This window comes from Xanthomonas dyei (genome assembly GCF_002939865.1).
Taxonomy (GTDB): Bacteria; Pseudomonadota; Gammaproteobacteria; order Xanthomonadales; family Xanthomonadaceae; genus Xanthomonas; species Xanthomonas dyei.
Genome location: NZ_MDEE01000019.1, coordinates 74,546 through 92,714 on the forward strand (window position 1 = coordinate 74,546; position 18,169 = coordinate 92,714).

The window sequence follows — 18,169 nt, forward strand, 5'->3', positions numbered from 1 at the left end:
CGCTCTTGCGCTGCGACGATTGAGACGGCGTCAGTTGGATGCATTCTTGCCTTCCTTTCGCGCCAATTTCTCCACCGACTCCAACGCCTTGATGTCCTCCGCATCCGCCGCCAACGCCTCCGCCTTGCGCCGCTTGGCATCGAACACCGCATAGCGCTCATGTGCGATCTGCTGCATGCGCTCGTGGCTGACGGTGCCGGCATCCTTCAGCAGCGGCCGTTCGTTGAATGCGACAAAGCGGTCCACGTACTGGCGCCAGTCGTCCATGCGCAGGTCCTGGCACTGGCTGGCGCGGTCCTCTGCGTAGTCCAGGAACATCGCGGCGATGCGGTTCAACTGGGTGATCTCCTCGGCGTGCAGATAGTTCTTGGCCACGATGACGTCGGTCTTGCGCACGCGGCCGGCCTTCCAGCCGGTCAACGCCATGTTGGGCTGGTCGGGGTCGGCGCGCTCCACGATGAGTTGGGCGGCGGTCTTCTGGGTGACGGCGTAGAGCATCTTGTTCTGCACCATGGCAAAGAACTGGCCGGTGGCGGTGTCGTCGTCGCGGTAGTCCACCGACAGCGCGAACAGGTCGCGGATCTTCTGGTAGAACCGCTTCTCCGAGGTGCGGATGTCGCGGATGCGTTCCAGCAGTTCGTCGAAGTGGTCCCAGCCGGCCGGGTCCTTCAGGCGCGCGTCGTCCATCACGAAGCCCTTGACCAGGTACTCCCGCAGATGGGTGGTGGCCCACTGCCGGAACTGGGTGCCGCGCGGGGATTTCACCCGGTAACCGATGGCCAGGATCATGTCCAGGTTGTAGAGCTTCAGCGGCCGCCGTACCTGGCGGGCGCCTTCGGTGCGAACCATTAAGTCATCTTTAATGGTTGCCTCGGCCTGCAGCTCGCCTTCGGCCAGGACGTTCTTGATGTGGATGTTGATGTTGGGCACGGAGGTCTGGAACAGTGCAGCCAGTTCCAACTGACTTAGCCAGACACTGCCGCTTTCGGCGCGCAGGTAGAAGCGGGTGGCGCCGTCCTCGGTGGTGTAGAGCACCAGTTCGCTCTGGGAGGCGATGGGCGGCCGGTTTTCTGATGCGCCGGTGCCTTCGCTCTCGCTGGCCGGTGATGGCGGTGAGCGCTTACTCATACCCCAACTCCTTCAGATACCCAGCCATCTGCTCCTCCAGCCTGGCCAGCTCGGCCTTGAGCTGTTCGCGCTCGCGACGCACGGCCATCAGGTCGATTTCGGCCTCTTCCTCGAAGGTATCGACGTAGCGGGGGATATTGAGGTTGTAGTCGTTGCCGGCGATCTCGGCCGGGCTGGCCAGGTAGGCGTACTTGTCCACGTTCTGGCGCGCCTGCACCGTGTCCAGGATGCGTTGCAGATCGCTTTCGCGCAGCAGGTTCTGGTTCTTGCCGTCCTGGTAGTGGCGGCTGGCGTCGATGAACAGCACGTTCTTGTCTTTCTTTTTGGTGCGGAAGACCAGCACCGCGGCCGGGATGCCGGTGCCGTAGAAGAGCTTTTCCGGCAGGCCGATCACCACGTCCAGCAGGTTTTCGTCGATCAGCTTCTGGCGGATGCGGCCCTCGGCGGCGCCACGGAACAGCACACCGTGCGGCACCACTACCGCCATGCGGCCGGTGCGCGGCCTCATGGTGGCGATCATGTGCAGGATGAAGGCGTAGTCGCCCTTGGTGCGTGGCGGCAGGCCGCGACGGAAGCGGTCGTGAGGGTCGTTGCCGGCGCTGTCGTGGCCCCATTTTTCCAGCGAGAACGGCGGGTTGGCCACCACGATGTCGAAGTCCCTGAGGTGGTTGCCCGCCAGCAGCTTGGGGTTGCGGATGGTGTCGCCCCACTCGATGCGGTGGTTGTCCTCGCCATGCAGGAACATGTTCATCTTGGCCAACGCCCAGGTGCTGCCGATGGCCTCCTGGCCATAGAGCGCGTACTTGCCGCTGCCGGTGCGCTCGCGGATCAGGCGGCCGCACTTGAGCAGCAGCGAGCCGGAGCCGCAGGTGGGGTCGCAAATGTCATCGCCCTGTTGCGGGTCCATCAGGCGCGCCATCAGCGCCGAGACTTCCGGCGGGGTGTAGAACTCGCCGGCCTTCTTACCGCTGCTGGAGGCGAAATTCTTGATCAGGTATTCGTAGGCGTTGCCGATGATGTCCAGCTGGCCTATGCGCGAGGGGCGCAGGTTGAGCGCCGGCTTGGCGAAGTCTTCCAGCAGGTGGCGCAGCAGATCGTTTTTTTGCTGCTCCTCGCCCAGCTTGTTGGCATTGAAGCTGATGTCCTGGAACACGTCGCGCAACTTGCCCAGGTTGGCGTCTTCGATGGCGTGCAGGGCCTTGTCGATGCGCTCGCCATTGCCGGGGCGGTGGCGCTGGTCGTACAGGGTGTAGAAGTTGGCGCTATGCGGCAGTACGAAACGCTCACTCTTGAGGAGTTCTTCGATCAGGCCGGGCTTGTCGCCGTGTTTGGTCTTGTAGTCATCGTAATGGTCCTGCCAGACGTCGGAGACGTATTTCAGGAACAGCATGGTCAACACGTAGTCCTTGTAGACGCTGGGGTCCACGGTACCGCGGAAGGTGTCGCAGGCGCCCCAGACGGCGGCATTGATGGTGTCCTGGGCGATATCGGTCTTGCTCATGGGGTGTCCAAGGTCTTAGGCGAGGAGGCGCTCGGCGAGGATCGCCAGCTCGGTGGTGCGGTTGTCGATCAGGGCGTGCAGCGCAGCGCGTTCGGCCTGCGCGGCCTGCTCCAGGGCAATGGCTGCACGCTGTACCTGCAACGGTGGTAGCCGGATCGGGGTGCTGTCCAGGACGGCGCGGCGGATGCTCAGCTGGTTGCTGCCCTCTGCCGATTGGCGCAGATAGCGTTGTGCGGGCGTCTGGTTGAGCTGCCAGGCAAGAAACGCGGGCAGCAGACGCTGTGGCGCCCTGACCCGGATGACATAGATATGCGGCGAGCACAACGTGCGTGGCGGCGGTGACTGCGCCAGGGCCGCAAAGGTGTTGGTGCCTCTGGCAATGAACACGATGTCCTGGTCCAGGAGCCAGTCGGGCGGCTTGCGGCTTGCCACTTCTGTGGCAACGAGCGTGTCGTAGCTGCTGAGCCCGGTACGCGGCACATCGCGGATCTGGACCACGTGCACGCTGCCGCCGGGAACCTCCGGGATGGATCCGCGAAACGGATGGCCCATGCGGATATCGGCTAGCTCGGCAAGGTTGGAAGTGAGTGCATGATTGAGCATGCTGCGTACAATAGATTTAGCAATAGCTATCGTCAAGAAAATTTTACGTCAATTGTAATGATGCATTTAAAATCGAGATTTATCGCTGCGTCTTTGGTAGCCTGCAGATGACAGGCGGCGCCTGCCGATAGGAGGGCAGTCATGACGTGTGAGCGGGACGAAGAGATGCGACAGCCCTCGGATGCAGATGGCGGCATGCCGGGGTATTACCTACCGGACCATGCGCAGTACCGACTGCAGAAACTGGGGGAGCACATGCGGTTTCTGGCGCGCCTGGCCGCCCCACGCACGCGGGCCGAAGAGCAGGCACCGCAACCAGCCATTCGCATGGACGAACTGGCGTTCTGTCTGGAACTGCTGGCAGACCAAGTACGGCTTGTCCTGGATGAAATCGGTTGAGCAGCGACCGTGGGCGTGCCCGTTTGAAACATTCCTGCGGGCGAGGTGTGCGATCGGCGACCGGCGCCGGATTGCGTCACAGGCTGCCTGGATAGGCGCGATGGTGTGGCGTTCTCCAAGTGCTGCGCATCGTTCGTTACGGGCGATCGGGGGTTGATAGGCGTTTCAGGGGCGACTCATCCGATCAATTTTTCGAAGGTTGCATGGACCCTCTCCCGGGGCAGCATCGCCGTGTCTTTTATGAACGGGTCCAGCAACAGCTCCTCAGCCGTCGCGCGATCACGTGTGACTTGAATAATCATGCGATTCAGAAAACGGACGATTTCTTTCTTGCGGTCGGGTTGCAGCGTTTTCAGCGCATCAATGAACGGAAATGTTTCTTCTGACGTCGCATTCGAAATTCCGATATAGCCCATGTGGTAATCCGGGCGCTTGAGAAAATGCACCAGCAGTTGAGCGGCGCTGTACACATCCCGGCGATGACTCGCTTCTGGATGCATGTCGATATAGCCGGGCGTGCCGATACGGGCGGAATCACCCTCTTCTGCCCCAAGGCCCACATCGATCAGCCGGAACATTTTCCTGGATCGGTCGTACATGACGTTGTTGTGTGAAACGTCCTGGTGCACCACACCCACGTCTTCACAACAGGATAAGGCAATCAGGACATCGGTCATCAGTTGCTGCGCGATGGCAAGATACTCCGGCGCGGTGATCGTTCCCTGCTGCAATGCCGGGCGCGCGCGCTCGACCAGGTTGCCGACAGTGGTGCCGTCGATTTTTTCGAGCAGCATGCCGAATACGTTGTCGATCTGCACCAGACCGTAGGCACGCATGACGCGAGACCCGGTGTCCAGCGACACCGTCATCTGGTACTCCCTGTAGATGTTGGCTTTTTCCAACGAGACCAGCTCCTTCGGATCGGACGCATCCTCCTGGAAGCGCGGGGCATACAAGTTGCGCGGAATCGGATCTTGTGGGTCGGGGTTCAACATCGCCTTGAAGACGAAGTCCCGTCCGCAATTCTCTTCGCCACGCCAGAAATCCTCCGCCAGCTGGACAGTGTAGATTTTCCCCGACGCGCCCCTGCCGATCGGCTGCATACCCTTGAGGCTTTGGGAATCGCTGTCGTGCGCTCCCTCCAGCCGCACCGTGAGGAAACCGTTCTCGATTTCCAGCGCACCGGGTCTCAATAATGACAGTCTCCTGATCAATTCAGGACGCCGAGACTTGGTGGCGAGATCCTTGATTGTGCGCGGACTAAGCACGACATCCTGTCGACCATAACGCATGTCCCGCGTTTGCATTCTTTCATGTCGCAAGATGCCCGAAGCACTCGAAGGACTCGGCGTCAGGGTAAGAGACGTCGGCGTGGGCGGATCAAGCAGGGACGCCAGTGCCGGTAGATCGGTGTACGGCGTCGACCTGCGGCTGGAATCGGAGGTTGGCGTCGTTGGCGTTCTACTGCCGCTGGACAGCGAGCGCGAAAGGGACCGCGGAGTGAATATCTGGGCAGGTGGAACTTCGATGGTCAGACTCACGTCCGCTGCAGAGAGCTCCCCGCTTATGCGGCTTCTTCTTTGCGGCAGGTTGAGCAGGTGGTCCTGGCCGGGAGCGACGGGGTTCTGTTGTTCGGAGACGGGATGCGCTGAGGTCTGGGCGTGATCGTCCTGCGCTTGCGTGTCAAGCTGAACAATCGGAAAAGTGTGCGGGATTTTTGTCATGACGAGAGGCCTGAGCCGAAATCGTTGACGGACGCGGCTAGCGGATCGCAGCGAGTCGGTGGACGCGAGTTGCTGCAGTGCATTGCAGCAGTGCAGTCACTGCCGCCACTGGGGTGCCATTGCCAGCCGTGGGAAGGGCGCTTGTGCGAGCTTTTACCAAGCCCTGCAGCGCATACGGTGCTGTCGTGCGAAGTCGTGTAATGCTCGGCGAGGCGGTATGCATGGGTGAGATTGCATTCCCGAAACGCGTGTGATGGATGCGGCAACATGATGCGTCGCACCTGATCGTAGCTGGGACGCTGGACGCCATCGATGCAGGCGACGATCAAGGCCTTCCCGGGCGAATTCCTTAATGGCGTTGCACCTCAGCCTTGAATCCTTCTTCTCGGTTTTCGTCTGCGGACGCCTGCATTCGTGGGTGCAGCGGGCCCCTTGGACAGGAGGGGTAGGATTTCCGCGCCACACTATGCGGAGTCTGATATGCGCATCCAGCAACACGAACACAGTCATGCTCGCCCGTCTGATTCGTCCACTCCCGAGACACCTGTTTCAGCAAAGGATTTGCCAGTCTCCGACGGCTGGCCCATGGGTCTGGAATCGTTGAGAAGAAAGTCGCCGCAGAGAAAGTTGGGGTCAGGGCGTCACCTCGGCGAAGAGGCCATGGCCGAAATTCAGGAGGCCGAAGCGGCTAACGATCTGTTGGTCGTCGCACGGTATCTGGCCGATCCATTGCATGGAACGATGGATAAGACAGCGGAGCTGATCAGCGAGGTGCCAGGCTCGGATGAACAGCAGCATTCCCCTGAGGCAGACCAACCTGCTCATCCGCACGATCACACGTCGGTGTCGGCAGACCATCACGCTCAGCAGCCTGGTCTCGAGGGGGGGCACTCCCTGGATCCGCATCCGATCGAGCCGGCAGGGCATGCGAGCATCTTGCACACGCTGGCCGAAGAGGGAGCGCCAGGAGGTGTTGTCGACCTGGCAATGAGTTTGGGCATCGGTGGTGCAATGCTGCCGCTTTCGGGCCTTGCGATCTACGCCGCTTATAGCGAAACCCGCGAAGTGGCAGAGCAACGCAGCTCCCTGCGGCGCCGCGAGCGGCAACTGCGGTCGGAGAGGGCGTTGCTGCAAGCTGTACCGGTGAGCGACCCGCTGGCCGCTGCGGCGCGCGCTCAGCGCCATGCCTTGAGCGAGGCGATCGATACCCTCGCTTATCAGCAACAGCGCAATGCACGCGATGGCGCTATCGCGGTAACCTCGATGGCATCGGCCAGCGTGATCTTTACTAAAGCCGCGACCGATCTCGGCTCCCAGGGTGGTTTGGCAATCGGCGCCAATAGCGCAAATGCCGCTGGTTTGATCGGCCACAGCGCCGCAGCCGCGGGCGTCGCTTCAGCGGCCGGTATTGCCGGGACATTTGTGTTGGCGCCGGTAGCAAGTGTCGCGGCCACCGCACTGGGCGGTACGTTCCTGCATCAGTCACGCAAAGAGAAAACGCGTGTCGACGCCGATGTGGCGCGGGTGGAAAACTTCTTGCGGCAGCTGGAACCGGCCGATCTGAGCCCTGGCGCACAACGCTACCAGCACTTCTTGAGCGTCAAGCTGAGCCAGCGCAGCGGTTTCGCCGGCAGCTTCAACAGCTGGAACAAAGGCTTTGTCCTTGGCGGGATCACCTACACCGCCAGCACCTTGACCAAAGCCGGAGTCAGTACCGCCGTTTTGCTGGGTGCGGCTACCGTGACGGGGCCGGTGGGCATCGGCTTGGTTGTCGGTGCCGGCCTGCTGGGCGCGGTCACGATGGGCGTTGGCGGCCATCAGTTCGTGCTGGCGCATGGCAAACAGAAACGCTATCGCAGCTACGAGAGTGAGGACCTGCCCAGCGTGGACCGTGCATTGCTGGCCGTGGCCGACCTTGATCCCACTGCGGTGATGGATATCGCCGCCGCAGACGGTGAAGGGGGTCCGCACCGCACCCCGCGCATCGGTCACGGCTACCCGGAAAAAGCATCCGGTTCTGTCGTCACGCACGCCAATGGCGACGACATGGCGCCTGACCACCAGATGGGCGACTCCGCCGAACACGCCCCGGCTACTCCATCGTCAGCGGCGAATCAGTCATCACCGTTGGCCGACGACACCCGGGCCGCTACGCAGGTGGCAGTTCCGCAGCAGGGATTTGAACTGCGCAGCGCGCTCTACGCGTGTATCGACGCCCAGGAAAAAGCACGGGAGGATCTGCTGCTGAGCTGCGCCAACGAAATGAAAAAGCGCTATCGCGCAGTACCTCGGTCCAGCGATCAACGCACGGCCATCGGTCAAGCGTCGCAGCACGCCTCGCTCGCCAAGCGAGCCAAGGCAGTGCTGTTTGCAGGGGCGACCTACGGCGGCGCGGTACTTTCCGGCAAGCCTCGATTAGCTGGTAAAAAAGCCGCGCGAAGCTATGCCAAACATACGGATATGTTGACCGAAACGGCGCTGAGCCAATGGCTGCAGGCGCCAGACTCGTTCAAGCCGCAGCTTGCGTACATGCAATGTTGCCTTGAGTTGCAGAAGAAATATCTCGACGCAAAACTGCGGATGCGGGTGACGCTGCCGGCGACTGGTGCTGCCGGTGATGCGATCCCCGACGCAACGACCACAATCGGCACGGCGGAGCAGTCACAAGCGCTTCTGACCACGCAACTGCATGAAGCGCGCGAGCGCGACGAATTCCGGCTGCGATCGGTCAACCTGATGTTGGAGGAGCTGGGCATGGTACAAGAGGAGTTGCAAAGTTCGGATACGAGAAAGCGCCAGCGAGCAAAAGACAGGATGCCAGGGTTGCAGCAACGTCTGATCGGGATCTTGACCGCGAACGCCATTACGCCCCAAGCGGGGAGTGCGGGTTTTGCGCATTTCTGCATGAAACAGGCACGTCAGCATACGACCAACGTGCGCGGCACCCTGCTGGCCACCGAAATGCAGGCTGCCCGTATTCGCGAAGACGCTGCGGTTACCGCCATGTCCTAGGGGTTAGTACGAGCGCTTAGAGCGGCTAACAAAACGACCGTGCTTACCGCCAGGCGGGCGCGGCAGGTGCTCGATGCGGCATGGACCGCGCGTACACGCCGGTTCTGAGCGCGCCGTCCACATCTGCCTGACGACGGCTCGCTACGGTTTGTTAGCTGCTCTTAGATAGGGGCTTGGCGAAGACGCGCGTTGCAGAGTTGTGCGCGCGCCGCGCGCGCTGGTGACTTTTAAGGAAATGAAGGAGGTAACGCGTGCGGCGCGCTGTGATCTGATACAGGCCGATTGCGCCGTACCCTCACCCCAATTCCTCTCCCGGGGGGAGAGGGGAGTTGAGCATTGCAGTTGCGTATCACCCTATGAACCTGTGCGATGGTGCCGCGATCAATTCGTGGGCTTGATCCACATCTGCTGTTTCAGGCCGCGCACGCTGGGGTTGGCGGTGCTGTCCAGGTCGAACACCACCACGCTGTTCTCGCCCTTGCGCTGGAAGGGGGCGGGGAAATACAGCGCGGTCTGTGGGCCGATGGACCAATGCCGGCCGAGATTGACGCCGTTGGCCCAGGCGATGCCCTTGCCGAAGGCGCGCATGTCCAGATAGGTGTCGGTGGGCGTGCCGATGCGCAGGGTGCCGCGGTGGAAAGCCGGGCCGTCAATGTGATTGCGGGTCCAGCCGCGGAGGCTGTCGGGCGAGCGCATCGGCAGCGGGAAGGCCTGCCAGCCGGTGAGTTGTTGGTTGTCCAGCAACACCGGGTCGACCAGGCCGGCGCGGCCGTCGGCCATGCGCGGGCCGTAGTTGATGCGGCCGCTGTTTTCGACCAAAACGTCCAGGGTGTGTTCGCCCGCCGGGATGTCCACGTGGGTGGCGACCTGCTGCAGCCGGCGTTCGACGCTGCCGACCGGTTTCTGATCGACATATACCCGCGCCACGTCGCGTACCTCGCCCAGATACAGCGCGCCCTTGCGCGGGCCGGTGATGGTGGTGCGGTAGAGGATGTAGCCGTAGTCCTGGCCGAAATGTTCCATCGGCTGCGGGGTGTCGATGGCGATCGGGGCGGGCAGGTTGTCCCACAGCGACGCCGATTCGCGCAGTTGGATGTTCGGCAGTGCGGCCATGGCGATCGGTGCCGGCAACGCGGGCGGTTGCACGCCGGTGACGCGCGCGATGGCATCGCGCATCAATGCGAACTTGGGCGTGGGCTGGCCGGCTTCGTCGAGGATGGCGTCGTAGTCGTAGCTGGTGGTCTGCGGCGCGTAATGGTCGCTGGGATTGCCCTGGAAATTGGCGCCATTCATGAAGCCGAAACTGGTGCCGCCGATGAACATGTAGAGGTTGGCCGAGTGGCCCTGGCGCAGTATCCACTCCAGTTCTTCGGTCTGCTGTTTGGCATCGGTGCTGGCGTGCGGCGTGCCCCAATGGTCGAACCAGCCGGCCCAGTATTCGCCGACCATGCGCGGTTGTTCGGGACGGAACCTGATCAGTTTGTCGAACGCGCTCTTGGCTTCGCCTGGCGCAAAATTCACCACCGCCAAGGTGTCGGGCAGGGTGCCGTTGGCGAGCATGTCGGCACCGTCGGAGGTGAACAGCAGCGCCTTGTCGAAGCCGGCCTTGACGAACATGGCGCGGTTGTCGGCCATGTAGGCATGGTCGTCGTCGTAGGAGCCGTATTCGTTTTCTACCTGCACGGCGATGATCGGGCCGCCGTTGTGGTTGAGCAGCGGTTGGACCTGTTTTGCCACTGCATCCAGGTACGCCTGGCTGGCGCCGAGAAAGCGCGGGTCGCGGCTGCGCACGCGGATGTTGTCCTTGCCGAACAACCACGCGGGATAACCGCCGGCCTCCCATTCGGCGCAGACGTAAGGGCCGGGGCGCAGGATGACGTTGAGGCCTTGCGCCGCGGCTTCGCGTACGAACGCGGCCACATCGTTGTTGCCAGCAAAATCGAACCGGCCTTGCTGCGGTTCGACCAGGTTCCAGAACACGTAGGTCTCCACCGTGTTCAAGCCGAGCGCACGTGCCTTTTGCAGGCGGTCCTTCCAGTACGCGCGTGGAATGCGCTGAAAATGGATGGCGCCGGACAGGATCTGATACGGCTTGCCGTCGCGCACGAATTGCGTGCCTTGCGTGCCGACGCTGGGCCAGTGCTCGGTGTCGGCGGCAATGGCGGTGACGGGAAGCGCGAACGCGAGGGCCAGGACGAGCGGTGCAAAAGTGGTGCGCAACATGGGCGATTCTCGGCGGTGACGAGTGACGAGTAGAGATGGCGGCAGCGGTGCTTTTTTGCGTGAGGCCACTTGCGTGTTGGCCCTCATCCGCCCTTCGGGCACCTTCTCCCGCTTACGGGAGAAGGGAGAAGGGAGAAGCAAGCCTCCCGCTTGCGAGGGAGAACGAACCTTCCGCTTGCGGGAGAAGGGAAGAGCAAGCTGCCCGCTTGCGGAAGAAGGGAAGGGCATGCTCCCGCTGCGGTGAGCGTGATGCCAGGGAAGTGCGTTATGCGAACGACGGCGGCAAATCCTCCTTGTTCGCCCCGAAGGCTGGATTCGGCTTGGCACCCATGGTGAATTCCAGCGTGCCGCCGGCAGCCAGATCGGCGTGGCGCAGCCAGGCGCGATTGATCGGCTGGCCATTCCAGCTCAGCGATTGCACATAGACGTTCTGCGCGCTGGTGTTGTTGGCCACGATGCGCAGCGTGCGGCCCTTGCCCACATCCAGTTCCGCGCGTTTGAATAACGGGCTGCCGACGATGTAGTTGCCGCTGACCGGATCCACCGCATACAGGCCCAGCGCGCTGAGGACGAACCACGCGCTCATCTGCCCACAATCTTCATTGCCGGACAGGCCATTGCGCGCGTCGTGGTATTGCTCGCGCAGCAAGCGGCGCACCATCGCCTGGGTTTTATACGGTTGGCCTGCATAGGCGAACAGATAGGCCACGTGGTGGCTGGGCTCGTTGCCGTGCGCGTATTGGCCGACCAGGCCATCGATATCCGGCGGCGCATCGGCCGGCAGTTCGGAACTGGTGGAAAACAGTTCGTCGAGCTTGGCGACGAAGCCATCGCGGCCGCCGTACAGCTCCATGTAACCGTACAGGTCGTGCTGATTGAGGAAGGTGGCCTGCCAGGCGTTGGATTCGGTGAAATCGCGCCACTTGGCGATGTGGCCCATGCCGCGCGGGTCGAACGGTTTGGCCCAGCTGCCGTCTTCCAGGCGCGCCTGCACAAAGCCGCTGTCGCGATTGAACACGTTGCGGTAGTTGCGCGAGCGTGCGCGCAACGCGCGTGCATCGTCCACCGCGTCGGCGGCCTGCGCCAGGTGCGCGCAGGCCCAGTCGTCATAGGCATATTCGAGGGTGCGGCTGACCGCTTCGTCCACCTTGTCGGCGGGGATGTAGCCCAGCGTGCGGTAGTACGCCAGGCCGTGGATGGTGTCGTCCATCGCACGCTTGCGGTAAGCCGGCCACGCGGCGGCGTAGTCGATGCCGGTGAAGCCCTTGGCATGCGCTTCGGCCAGCACCACGGCGGAGTGGTAGCCGATCATGCAGCCGGTTTCCACGCCTTGCAGCGGCCAGATGCCCACGCCATCCGGGCATTCGTTGGCGCCGCGCACCAGACATTGCACCAGGTCGGGCACGCGCTCGGGTTGCAGCAGGGTGAGCAGCGGATGCGCGGCGCGGTAGGTGTCCCACAACGAGTAAGTGCTGTAGTTGTTGTAGCCCCTGGGCGCGGTGTGGATCTGCAGGTCCATGCCGCGGTACCGGTTGTCCACATCGCTGAAGAGCGTGGGTGCGAGCAGGCTGTGATACAGGCCGGTGTAGAAGATGCGGCGTTGCGCATCGTCATCGCTGTCGATGCGCACGCGGCCCAGTTCCTTTTCCCAGGTCGCCACGGCTTGCGCATGCACGCGTGCGAAGTCGAAGTCCGGCAGCTCGGCGTCGAGATTGGCCAGTGCGTTGTCGGCGCTGACGGCGGAGATGCCGACCTTGATCAGCAGCGGCGCGTCGGCGGCATCGGGGAAGTGCAGCGCGGCCTTGAGATGGGTGCCATCGAGGCTGCGGGTGTCGGCTGCCAGCGGCTGGTCTTCGTTGTACAGCTGCACGCGTGCGAACGGCCGCGACAGCCGCATGGCGAAGTAGATGTAGCGCCCCTGCGCCCACTGGTAGACGCGGCGCCCACCGGTGAGGGTTTGCGCGTCGACCACGCGTAACTGTGCATCGCTGACGCGGGTGGGAATGCCCGGTTTGTCCTGCATGCCGTGGCACAGGTCGAGCAGCACGTGCGCCGGCTTGCCCTTGGGGAAGTGGTAACGGTGCAGGCCTGCACGTGCGGTGGCGGTGAGCTCGGCATGCACGCCGCTGTCCTTGAGTCGCACGCGGTAATAGCCGGGCGAGGCGGCTTCGTCGCTGTGATCGAAGCGCGAGCGGTAACCGGCATCCGGGTTATCCAGCGAGCCAGGCACCAGCTTGACCTCGCCGGTGGCCGGCATCAGCAGAACATCCAGCATGTCGCCGATGCCGGTGCCGGACAGGTGCGTGTGCGAAAAGCCCATGATCGAGCCATCGGATTCGTGATAGCCCGAGCACGAATCCCATGCCGCGTTGTAGGTGTCCGGGCTCAGCTGCACCATGCCGAACGGCAGCGTGGCGCCAGGAAAGGTGTGGCCATGACCACCGGTGCCGATGAAGACATCGACGTGACGGGTGAGGTCGGCGCGGGTGCGCGCATCGGCCGGCAGTGCGTAGTTGCCGGCGCGTGCGCGCGCTGCGCCGGGCAGGCCCACGCTGCCGAACAATGCTGCAGCGATGGCGCCTTGGAGAAAACCGCGTCGTGTTGCCATGGGGTGTTGTCTCTGAATGTGCGGGCCGATGCCGGGGCACCCTCATCCGCCCTTCGGGCACCTTCTCCCGCAGGCGGGAGAAGGAAGGAATCCAGCGCTTTGGATAGCAATCCAGCGCTTCGAGTAGCAATCAAACGCTTCGGATAGCAATCAAGCGCCGCGCGGTGTTCAGGCGCTGCGCAGCAGTTGGGGTTTGCGTTGGTGGAGGTCGATGATCAGCTCGCCGAACAAGGTATTGGCCCAGGCGAACCAGTCGCGGGTGAACGTGCTCGGGGTGTCCTTGTCGAACGCTTCGTGCATGAAGCCGGTGCCGGCGTGGGTGGTCTTGAGCCATTGCAGGCATTGGCGCAGCTGCGTGTCGTCGTCGCTGACCAGCGCGTATTGCACGATCGACATCGGCCAGATGGTGCCCATGCCGCTGTGCGGGCTGCCCACGCCTTCGGCCGCGGTGCCGCGCGAAAAATACGGGTTGCGTTCGCTCCAGGCCAACTGGCGCGTGCGCAAGAACACCGGGTCGTGTCGATCGCAGCAGCCCAGGTAGGCCAGGCTGAGCAGGCCGGGGGCGTTGGCGTCGTCGATAAACAGCTGGTTGCCGAAGCCGTCCACTTCGAAGGCCCAATAGGCTTGCCCATCGGTATCGCGCAGCTGCCCGAACTGGCGCGTTGCGGTTTCCACTTCATCGGCCAGTGCGGTGCACTCGGCGGCGAAGGCGGTGTCGCGATGCAAGGCGGTGCTCATCGTCGCCAACTGCCGCAGCGAGGCCACCGCAAACAGGTTGGCCGGTACGAACAGCGGAAACACGCAGGCATCGTCGGACGGACGGAACATCGAGTGGATCATGCCGTTGGGTTTGGTCGGCTGGCCGTAGCCTTCCAGGACCAGGGTTTCGGTGGCTAGCGGGGAGGGGCGCTGGAACACGTACGGGCCGCGGTTGTCCTTGCGCTGTTGTTCGCGGAAGGTCTTGACCACCACGTGCATCGCCTCGCGCCAGTCGTCGTCGAACGGAGCGGTGTCGCCGGTGGCGCGCCAGTATTCGTGCGCGATGCGGATGGGGTAGCACAGCGAATCGATTTCCCACTTGCGCTCGCCCACGCCGGGCTTCATTTCGGTGATGTCGTTGAGCGACCACTTCAGGCGCTGGGTCTGGCCATCGGGCAGGAAGGCGTTGGCATACGGGTCGAGCCGGATGCACGCGGCCTGGCGTTGGATCAGGCCATGGAACATGCGCCGTAACGCGGGGTCGCGCTTGGCCAGCGGAACGTATGGATGCACCTGTGCGGACGAATCGCGCAGCCACATCGCATGGATGTCGCCGGTGATGACGAAGGTGTCCGGCTTGCCGTTGCGGGTGCCGGTTTCCACCGTGGTGTCGAGCGTGTTGGGGTAGCAGTTCTCGAACAGCCAGGCCAGTTCCGGGTCAGCGATCTGCGCCTTGATCTGCACGATCTGCTGCTCGACCGCCTTGCTGACGAAGCGGCGCTGCGCCTTGGGCGGGCGCTTGCTGACGAAGGCGCCGCCGGCAGTGGAAGCGCCGGCGGCAGGCGCGGCCGCGAACGCGGGCAGGGTGCTGGCCAGCAGGCCGGCACCGGCGCTGGCGCCCAGTAGCTGAAGGATGTCGCGGCGGGTATGCATGACCTCAAGACTCCATGGATTCGACCTGCGATCCGCATGACGGTGCTCCCTGCGCTGGCGGCTGCGAGACGGCAGCCTGGGCGATGAGACCTATGCATGACCAATTCCCGATGACCATACAACGTGTGCGTCGAAACTGCATAGTGCGCTTGCACAATTTTGGGGGTGCGCGCGCCGCCGGATGCCTGCCAGGCCGTGGCGGCGCGGCCTGGCTGGAACACCGGGCACTGCCTTCGGCGTGTTGCCGGCCACGCCGACATCCGCAGGCCGGCTCCATCACCGAGCCGCATGCCCGCGTCAGTGCGCCGGGCCTGGGCAGTGGCCGTCGTTGTCGTGGTCGTGCCCGAACAAGGCGTCCAGCGTCGGTGTGGTGCCGGCCAGTCCGATATCCGCAGGCCGCTCCATCACCCGGCCGCATGCCCGCGCCAGTGCGCCGGGCCGGCGTAGTGGCCGTCGTCGTCGTGGTCGTGCCCGAACAAGGCGTCCAGCGTCGGCGTGGAGCCGGCCAGGGCGACATCCGCAGGCCGGCTCCATCACCCGGCCGCATGCCCACGCCAGTGCGCCGGGCCGGCGCAGTGGCCGTCGTCATGGTCGTGATCGTGCAAGGCGTCCAGGGTCGGCGTGGTACCGGCCAGGCCGAGATCCGCAGGCCTGCTCCATCACCCAGCCGCATGCCCTCGCCAGTGCGCCGGGCCGGCGCAGTGGCCGTCGTCGTGGTCGTGCCCGAACAAGGCGTCCAGCAGGCGCTGCGATGGGCCCCACTCGCCGATCGCCGGATGGATCAGCATGGCCTTGCAGGCATCCCGATGGCTGCCGCTGAGTGCGGCGTCGATCGCGGCGTGCTCGTAGGCCTTGAACGCACGCACCAGGCCATGCACCGCGTCCGGCAGGGGCGCGGCGGGAATCGGCACGATGCGGTCGCGGTCGATGTCTGCGGCGATTTCCACCACGTCGTCGTCGGCCAGCTCGGCCATCGCGCCGCGGTTGCGCACGTTGACCACGTGCCGGTCCGGGCGTGCGCCGGTCAATGCGCTCATCACGTCCACCGCGATGCGGTGATAGCCGGTGCTGGCGCGGAACGGGTCCGGCTGCGGCGCCAGATCCGGTGCGAACGCCGAGCCGGCTTCGGCTTCCAGCTTCATGTACGAGCCGGAGCGCTGCGCCAGGTAGGCGGCATAAGTCTGCACCGCGCCGGCGTTGTCGCCAGCCTCCAGGCGGCTGCGCAGGTCGGCGATCAGGCTGCGGTTGAGCCGCTCGATCTCGCCACCGCGGCTGGCCCCGCTGGCGCGCTGGTTGTCCAGGGCGCGGCGGCGTTCGTAGAAAAAATACAGGTACTCGGTGGGGATCAACCGCAACGCGCGCAGCATTTCGACATCGAACAGCGGCGCCAGATACAGCTGGCGCAGGATGGCGTCGTCGTCGAGGATGCGGTCCATGATGTCCTGCCCGCGCAAACGCACCGCGCGGATCCAGCCCAGGTGATTGAGGCCGACGTAGTCGCACTCCACATCGGCGGCCGGCTCGCCCAAGGCGCGCGCGATGTTGTGGAACAGCTCCACCGGCGTATCGCAGATGCCGACCACGCGCGCGCGGGTGTGCGCGGTGATGGCCTGGGTGACCAGCCCGGCCGGGTTGGTGAAGCTGACCAGCCATGCGTCCGGACTCAGCCGCTCGATCATGCGCGCCTGCTCGATCGCCACCGGCACCGTGCGCAGCGCCTTGGCCACGCCGCCGGGGCCGGTGGTTTCCTGGCCGGAATAACCGTGGTCGATGATGGTTTTTTCATCGGAGGCACGCTGGGCGATGCCGCCGATGCGGATGCTGTTGAGCACGAAGTGCGCGCCTTCGATGGCCGCTTCCAACGACGTTGCGGCATGCACCTGCAGGCTGCCGCCGGACTCGGCCACGATGGCGCGGCCCATCGCCACCATCAAGGCCAGCCGCTCCTGGTCGGGGTCGTACAGCACGATCTCGCGGGCGCCGAGTGCTTCGGCGGCTTCGTTGACGCCGTACACCACCAATGGTGTGCGCACGCCGCCGCCGCCGATCAGGGTCAGCTTGCGATTGTCGACATAACTGCTCATGGAACGTCCTCAGTGGGGGAGAAAAGGGGAGAGAGGGAAACCAGACCGTCCAGTGCGCCCAGCGCGCTGCAACACGCCGCGCCGCAGCGGCAGCCCTGTTGGGCAGCGGCGTCCAGTGACCGCCCTTGCAGGGACGCGGCGATGAAGCCGGCATCGAAGGCATCGCCGGCGCCGGTGCTGTCGCGCAGCTGCACCTGGGGCGCGGCAATCAGACGCGCGCCGTCGGCATCGACCACCATCGCGCCGTCAGCGCCGTGCTTGATCACCGTCTGATGCAGGCCTTGCGCCTGTGCCCAGGCACTGCAGGCGTCGGCACCGTCGCCGCAGCCCATCAGTGCGGCTTCCTTCTGGTTGGGCAAGAACCAGGTCACCGCGCGACAGGTGGCGCGGTTGGCCGGGTCGGCGAGCCATTGCGGGCTGAAGCCGACATCCAGCGAGGTGCTGCAGCCGGCGCGCGCCAACTGCGGCAGCAAGGTGCGCGCCACCGTGGCCGACAACGGCAGCGCGAAATGCACATGCGTGGCCGCGCACAACGTGGCGATGGTGTCTGCGCGCAGCAGCAACCCGGGCAGCTGCGCATTGGCGCCGGCATAGGTGAAGAACGAACGGTCGTCCTGCAGCGACACGCTGGTGGTCACGCCGGTACCGTTGGGCGCGTCGATCAGCCCGTCGGCCGAAACGCCAAAGTCGCCCAGGCGCTGCACGAACAGTGCGCGATCCTGCGCGCCGATCGCACCGATCACACGCACGTTGCAGCCCAGTTGTGCCAGTGTGCAGGCGGTAATGACGGTGCCGCCGCCGAGTTCGCGCCGGTAGTGCTGCGCGAACGCTTCTTCGCCCGGTGCCGGCCAGTGTGCGAAGCCGCTGAAGATATGGTCGAGATATACCTCGCCGACCACCACGATCTGCGCAGTGCTCATTGCAGCTGGAACGGCCATGCGCGCTCCCTCCGTGCCTGGATCAGATACACCGCGCTCCCCACGCACAGCGCCAACACTGCCGCGAGCAGGCGCCGTCCCGGGCTGGTGGCCAGCAGGTAGAGCCAGCCTGCGACGCTGATCAGCAGCGGCCAGGGATACAGCGGCATCGCAAACGCACGCCTGCGCCGCTTGCGCCGCAGCAGCACCACCGCCAGGCATTGCGCCAGAAACTGGAACAGGATCTGGATCTTAGGTATCCCCACGTTTTTAAGGTACCAGGCTCATCTGCTCGCGCACTGCGTCGGGCAGGGTGCGCAAGCGTTCTAGCCAGCGTG

Annotated in this window: 11 protein-coding genes, 1 other RNA gene and 1 pseudogene; 3 read left to right on the plus strand and 10 right to left on the minus strand. The window is 64.2% G+C overall.

Annotation, left to right across the window (positions count from 1 at the left end; translation table 11 throughout):
* Positions 1 to 30 precede the first annotated feature (30 nt).
* Genes XdyCFBP7245_RS13685 through XdyCFBP7245_RS13695 form a run of 3 tightly spaced genes read right to left on the minus strand, consistent with a single transcriptional unit; the run spans position 31 to position 3,232 of the window.
* Positions 31 to 1,128: a virulence RhuM family protein gene (locus tag XdyCFBP7245_RS13685; protein WP_244907813.1), complete on the minus strand. Its 1,098-nt coding sequence runs from the start codon at positions 1,126 to 1,128 to the stop codon at positions 31 to 33.
* Positions 1,121 to 2,629, minus strand: a complete 1,509-nt coding sequence (locus XdyCFBP7245_RS13690; RefSeq protein ID WP_016904388.1) for a type I restriction-modification system subunit M — start codon at positions 2,627 to 2,629, stop codon at positions 1,121 to 1,123. The genes XdyCFBP7245_RS13685 and XdyCFBP7245_RS13690 overlap by 8 nt, the downstream gene beginning before the upstream one ends.
* A gap of 15 nt (positions 2,630 to 2,644) precedes the next feature.
* A complete protein-coding gene (locus tag XdyCFBP7245_RS13695) occupies positions 2,645 to 3,232 on the minus strand; it encodes a restriction endonuclease subunit S (RefSeq protein WP_104616140.1) in 588 nt (195 codons plus the stop codon).
* A 165-nt stretch (positions 3,233 to 3,397) separates the two neighbouring features.
* Here XdyCFBP7245_RS13695 and XdyCFBP7245_RS13700 point away from each other — a divergent pair, with 165 nt between their 5' ends.
* Positions 3,398 to 3,631: an XAC0095 family protein gene (locus tag XdyCFBP7245_RS13700; protein ID WP_104616141.1), complete on the plus strand. Its 234-nt coding sequence runs from the start codon at positions 3,398 to 3,400 to the stop codon at positions 3,629 to 3,631.
* Positions 3,632 to 3,807: 176 nt separating this feature from the next.
* Here the strand turns inward: XdyCFBP7245_RS13700 and xopAU are convergent, their stop codons facing one another.
* The gene (xopAU, locus tag XdyCFBP7245_RS13705; protein ID WP_104616142.1) at positions 3,808 to 5,355 is read right to left on the minus strand and encodes a XopAU family type III secretion system effector serine/threonine kinase; all 1,548 of its coding nucleotides are present in this window, start codon (positions 5,353 to 5,355) and stop codon (positions 3,808 to 3,810) included.
* Between the two features lie 480 nt (positions 5,356 to 5,835).
* On the opposite strand from xopAU, the gene xopK reads away from it, so the two are divergent.
* Positions 5,836 to 8,367: a type III secretion system effector XopK gene (gene xopK / locus XdyCFBP7245_RS13710; RefSeq protein WP_280523194.1), complete on the plus strand. Its 2,532-nt coding sequence runs from the start codon at positions 5,836 to 5,838 to the stop codon at positions 8,365 to 8,367.
* A gap of 80 nt (positions 8,368 to 8,447) precedes the next feature.
* Positions 8,448 to 8,524, plus strand: a non-coding RNA gene (locus XdyCFBP7245_RS13715) — sX9 sRNA.
* A gap of 224 nt (positions 8,525 to 8,748) precedes the next feature.
* Here XdyCFBP7245_RS13715 and XdyCFBP7245_RS13720 read toward each other — a convergent pair.
* The 6 genes and pseudogenes from XdyCFBP7245_RS13720 to XdyCFBP7245_RS13745 all read right to left on the minus strand — a co-directional run.
* Positions 8,749 to 10,590, minus strand: a complete 1,842-nt coding sequence (locus XdyCFBP7245_RS13720; protein WP_104616144.1) for a glycoside hydrolase family 35 protein — start codon at positions 10,588 to 10,590, stop codon at positions 8,749 to 8,751.
* Between the two features lie 265 nt (positions 10,591 to 10,855).
* Positions 10,856 to 13,198, minus strand: coding sequence for a GH92 family glycosyl hydrolase (locus XdyCFBP7245_RS13725; RefSeq protein ID WP_104616145.1), 2,343 nt, complete (start codon positions 13,196 to 13,198; stop codon positions 10,856 to 10,858).
* A gap of 168 nt (positions 13,199 to 13,366) precedes the next feature.
* A complete protein-coding gene (locus tag XdyCFBP7245_RS13730; RefSeq protein WP_104616146.1) occupies positions 13,367 to 14,830 on the minus strand; it encodes a glycoside hydrolase family 125 protein in 1,464 nt (487 codons plus the stop codon).
* A gap of 659 nt (positions 14,831 to 15,489) precedes the next feature.
* Positions 15,490 to 16,914, minus strand: a complete 1,425-nt coding sequence (locus XdyCFBP7245_RS13735) for a 6-phospho-beta-glucosidase (protein WP_104616147.1) — start codon at positions 16,912 to 16,914, stop codon at positions 15,490 to 15,492.
* On the minus strand, positions 16,911 to 17,852 hold the full coding sequence (locus XdyCFBP7245_RS13740; protein WP_244907814.1) for a carbohydrate kinase family protein: 942 nt from the start codon (positions 17,850 to 17,852) through the stop codon (positions 16,911 to 16,913). The genes XdyCFBP7245_RS13735 and XdyCFBP7245_RS13740 overlap by 4 nt, the downstream gene beginning before the upstream one ends.
* Positions 17,831 to 18,082: pseudogene (locus XdyCFBP7245_RS13745) on the minus strand (APC family permease); the annotation flags it as partial. The pseudogene XdyCFBP7245_RS13745 and the gene XdyCFBP7245_RS13740, both read right to left, overlap by 22 nt.
* Between the last annotated feature and the right edge of the window lie 87 nt (positions 18,083 to 18,169).

Coding starts and splice junctions, on each gene's coding strand:
- XdyCFBP7245_RS13685 (WP_244907813.1), bottom strand. CDS start 1,128: ATGAGTAAGCGCTCACCGCCATCACCGGCCAGCGAGAGCGAAGGCACC.
- XdyCFBP7245_RS13695 (WP_104616140.1), bottom strand. CDS start 3,232: ATGCTCAATCATGCACTCACTTCCAACCTTGCCGAGCTAGCCGATATC.
- xopAU (WP_104616142.1), bottom strand. CDS start 5,355: ATGACAAAAATCCCGCACACTTTTCCGATTGTTCAGCTTGACACGCAA.
- xopK (WP_280523194.1), top strand. CDS start 5,836: ATGCGCATCCAGCAACACGAACACAGTCATGCTCGCCCGTCTGATTCG.
- XdyCFBP7245_RS13725 (WP_104616145.1), bottom strand. CDS start 13,198: ATGGCAACACGACGCGGTTTTCTCCAAGGCGCCATCGCTGCAGCATTG.
- XdyCFBP7245_RS13690 (WP_016904388.1), bottom strand. CDS start 2,629: ATGAGCAAGACCGATATCGCCCAGGACACCATCAATGCCGCCGTCTGG.
- XdyCFBP7245_RS13720 (WP_104616144.1), bottom strand. CDS start 10,590: ATGTTGCGCACCACTTTTGCACCGCTCGTCCTGGCCCTCGCGTTCGCG.
- XdyCFBP7245_RS13700 (WP_104616141.1), top strand. CDS start 3,398: ATGCGACAGCCCTCGGATGCAGATGGCGGCATGCCGGGGTATTACCTA.
- XdyCFBP7245_RS13740 (WP_244907814.1), bottom strand. CDS start 17,852: ATGGCCGTTCCAGCTGCAATGAGCACTGCGCAGATCGTGGTGGTCGGC.
- XdyCFBP7245_RS13735 (WP_104616147.1), bottom strand. CDS start 16,914: ATGAGCAGTTATGTCGACAATCGCAAGCTGACCCTGATCGGCGGCGGC.
- XdyCFBP7245_RS13730 (WP_104616146.1), bottom strand. CDS start 14,830: ATGCATACCCGCCGCGACATCCTTCAGCTACTGGGCGCCAGCGCCGGT.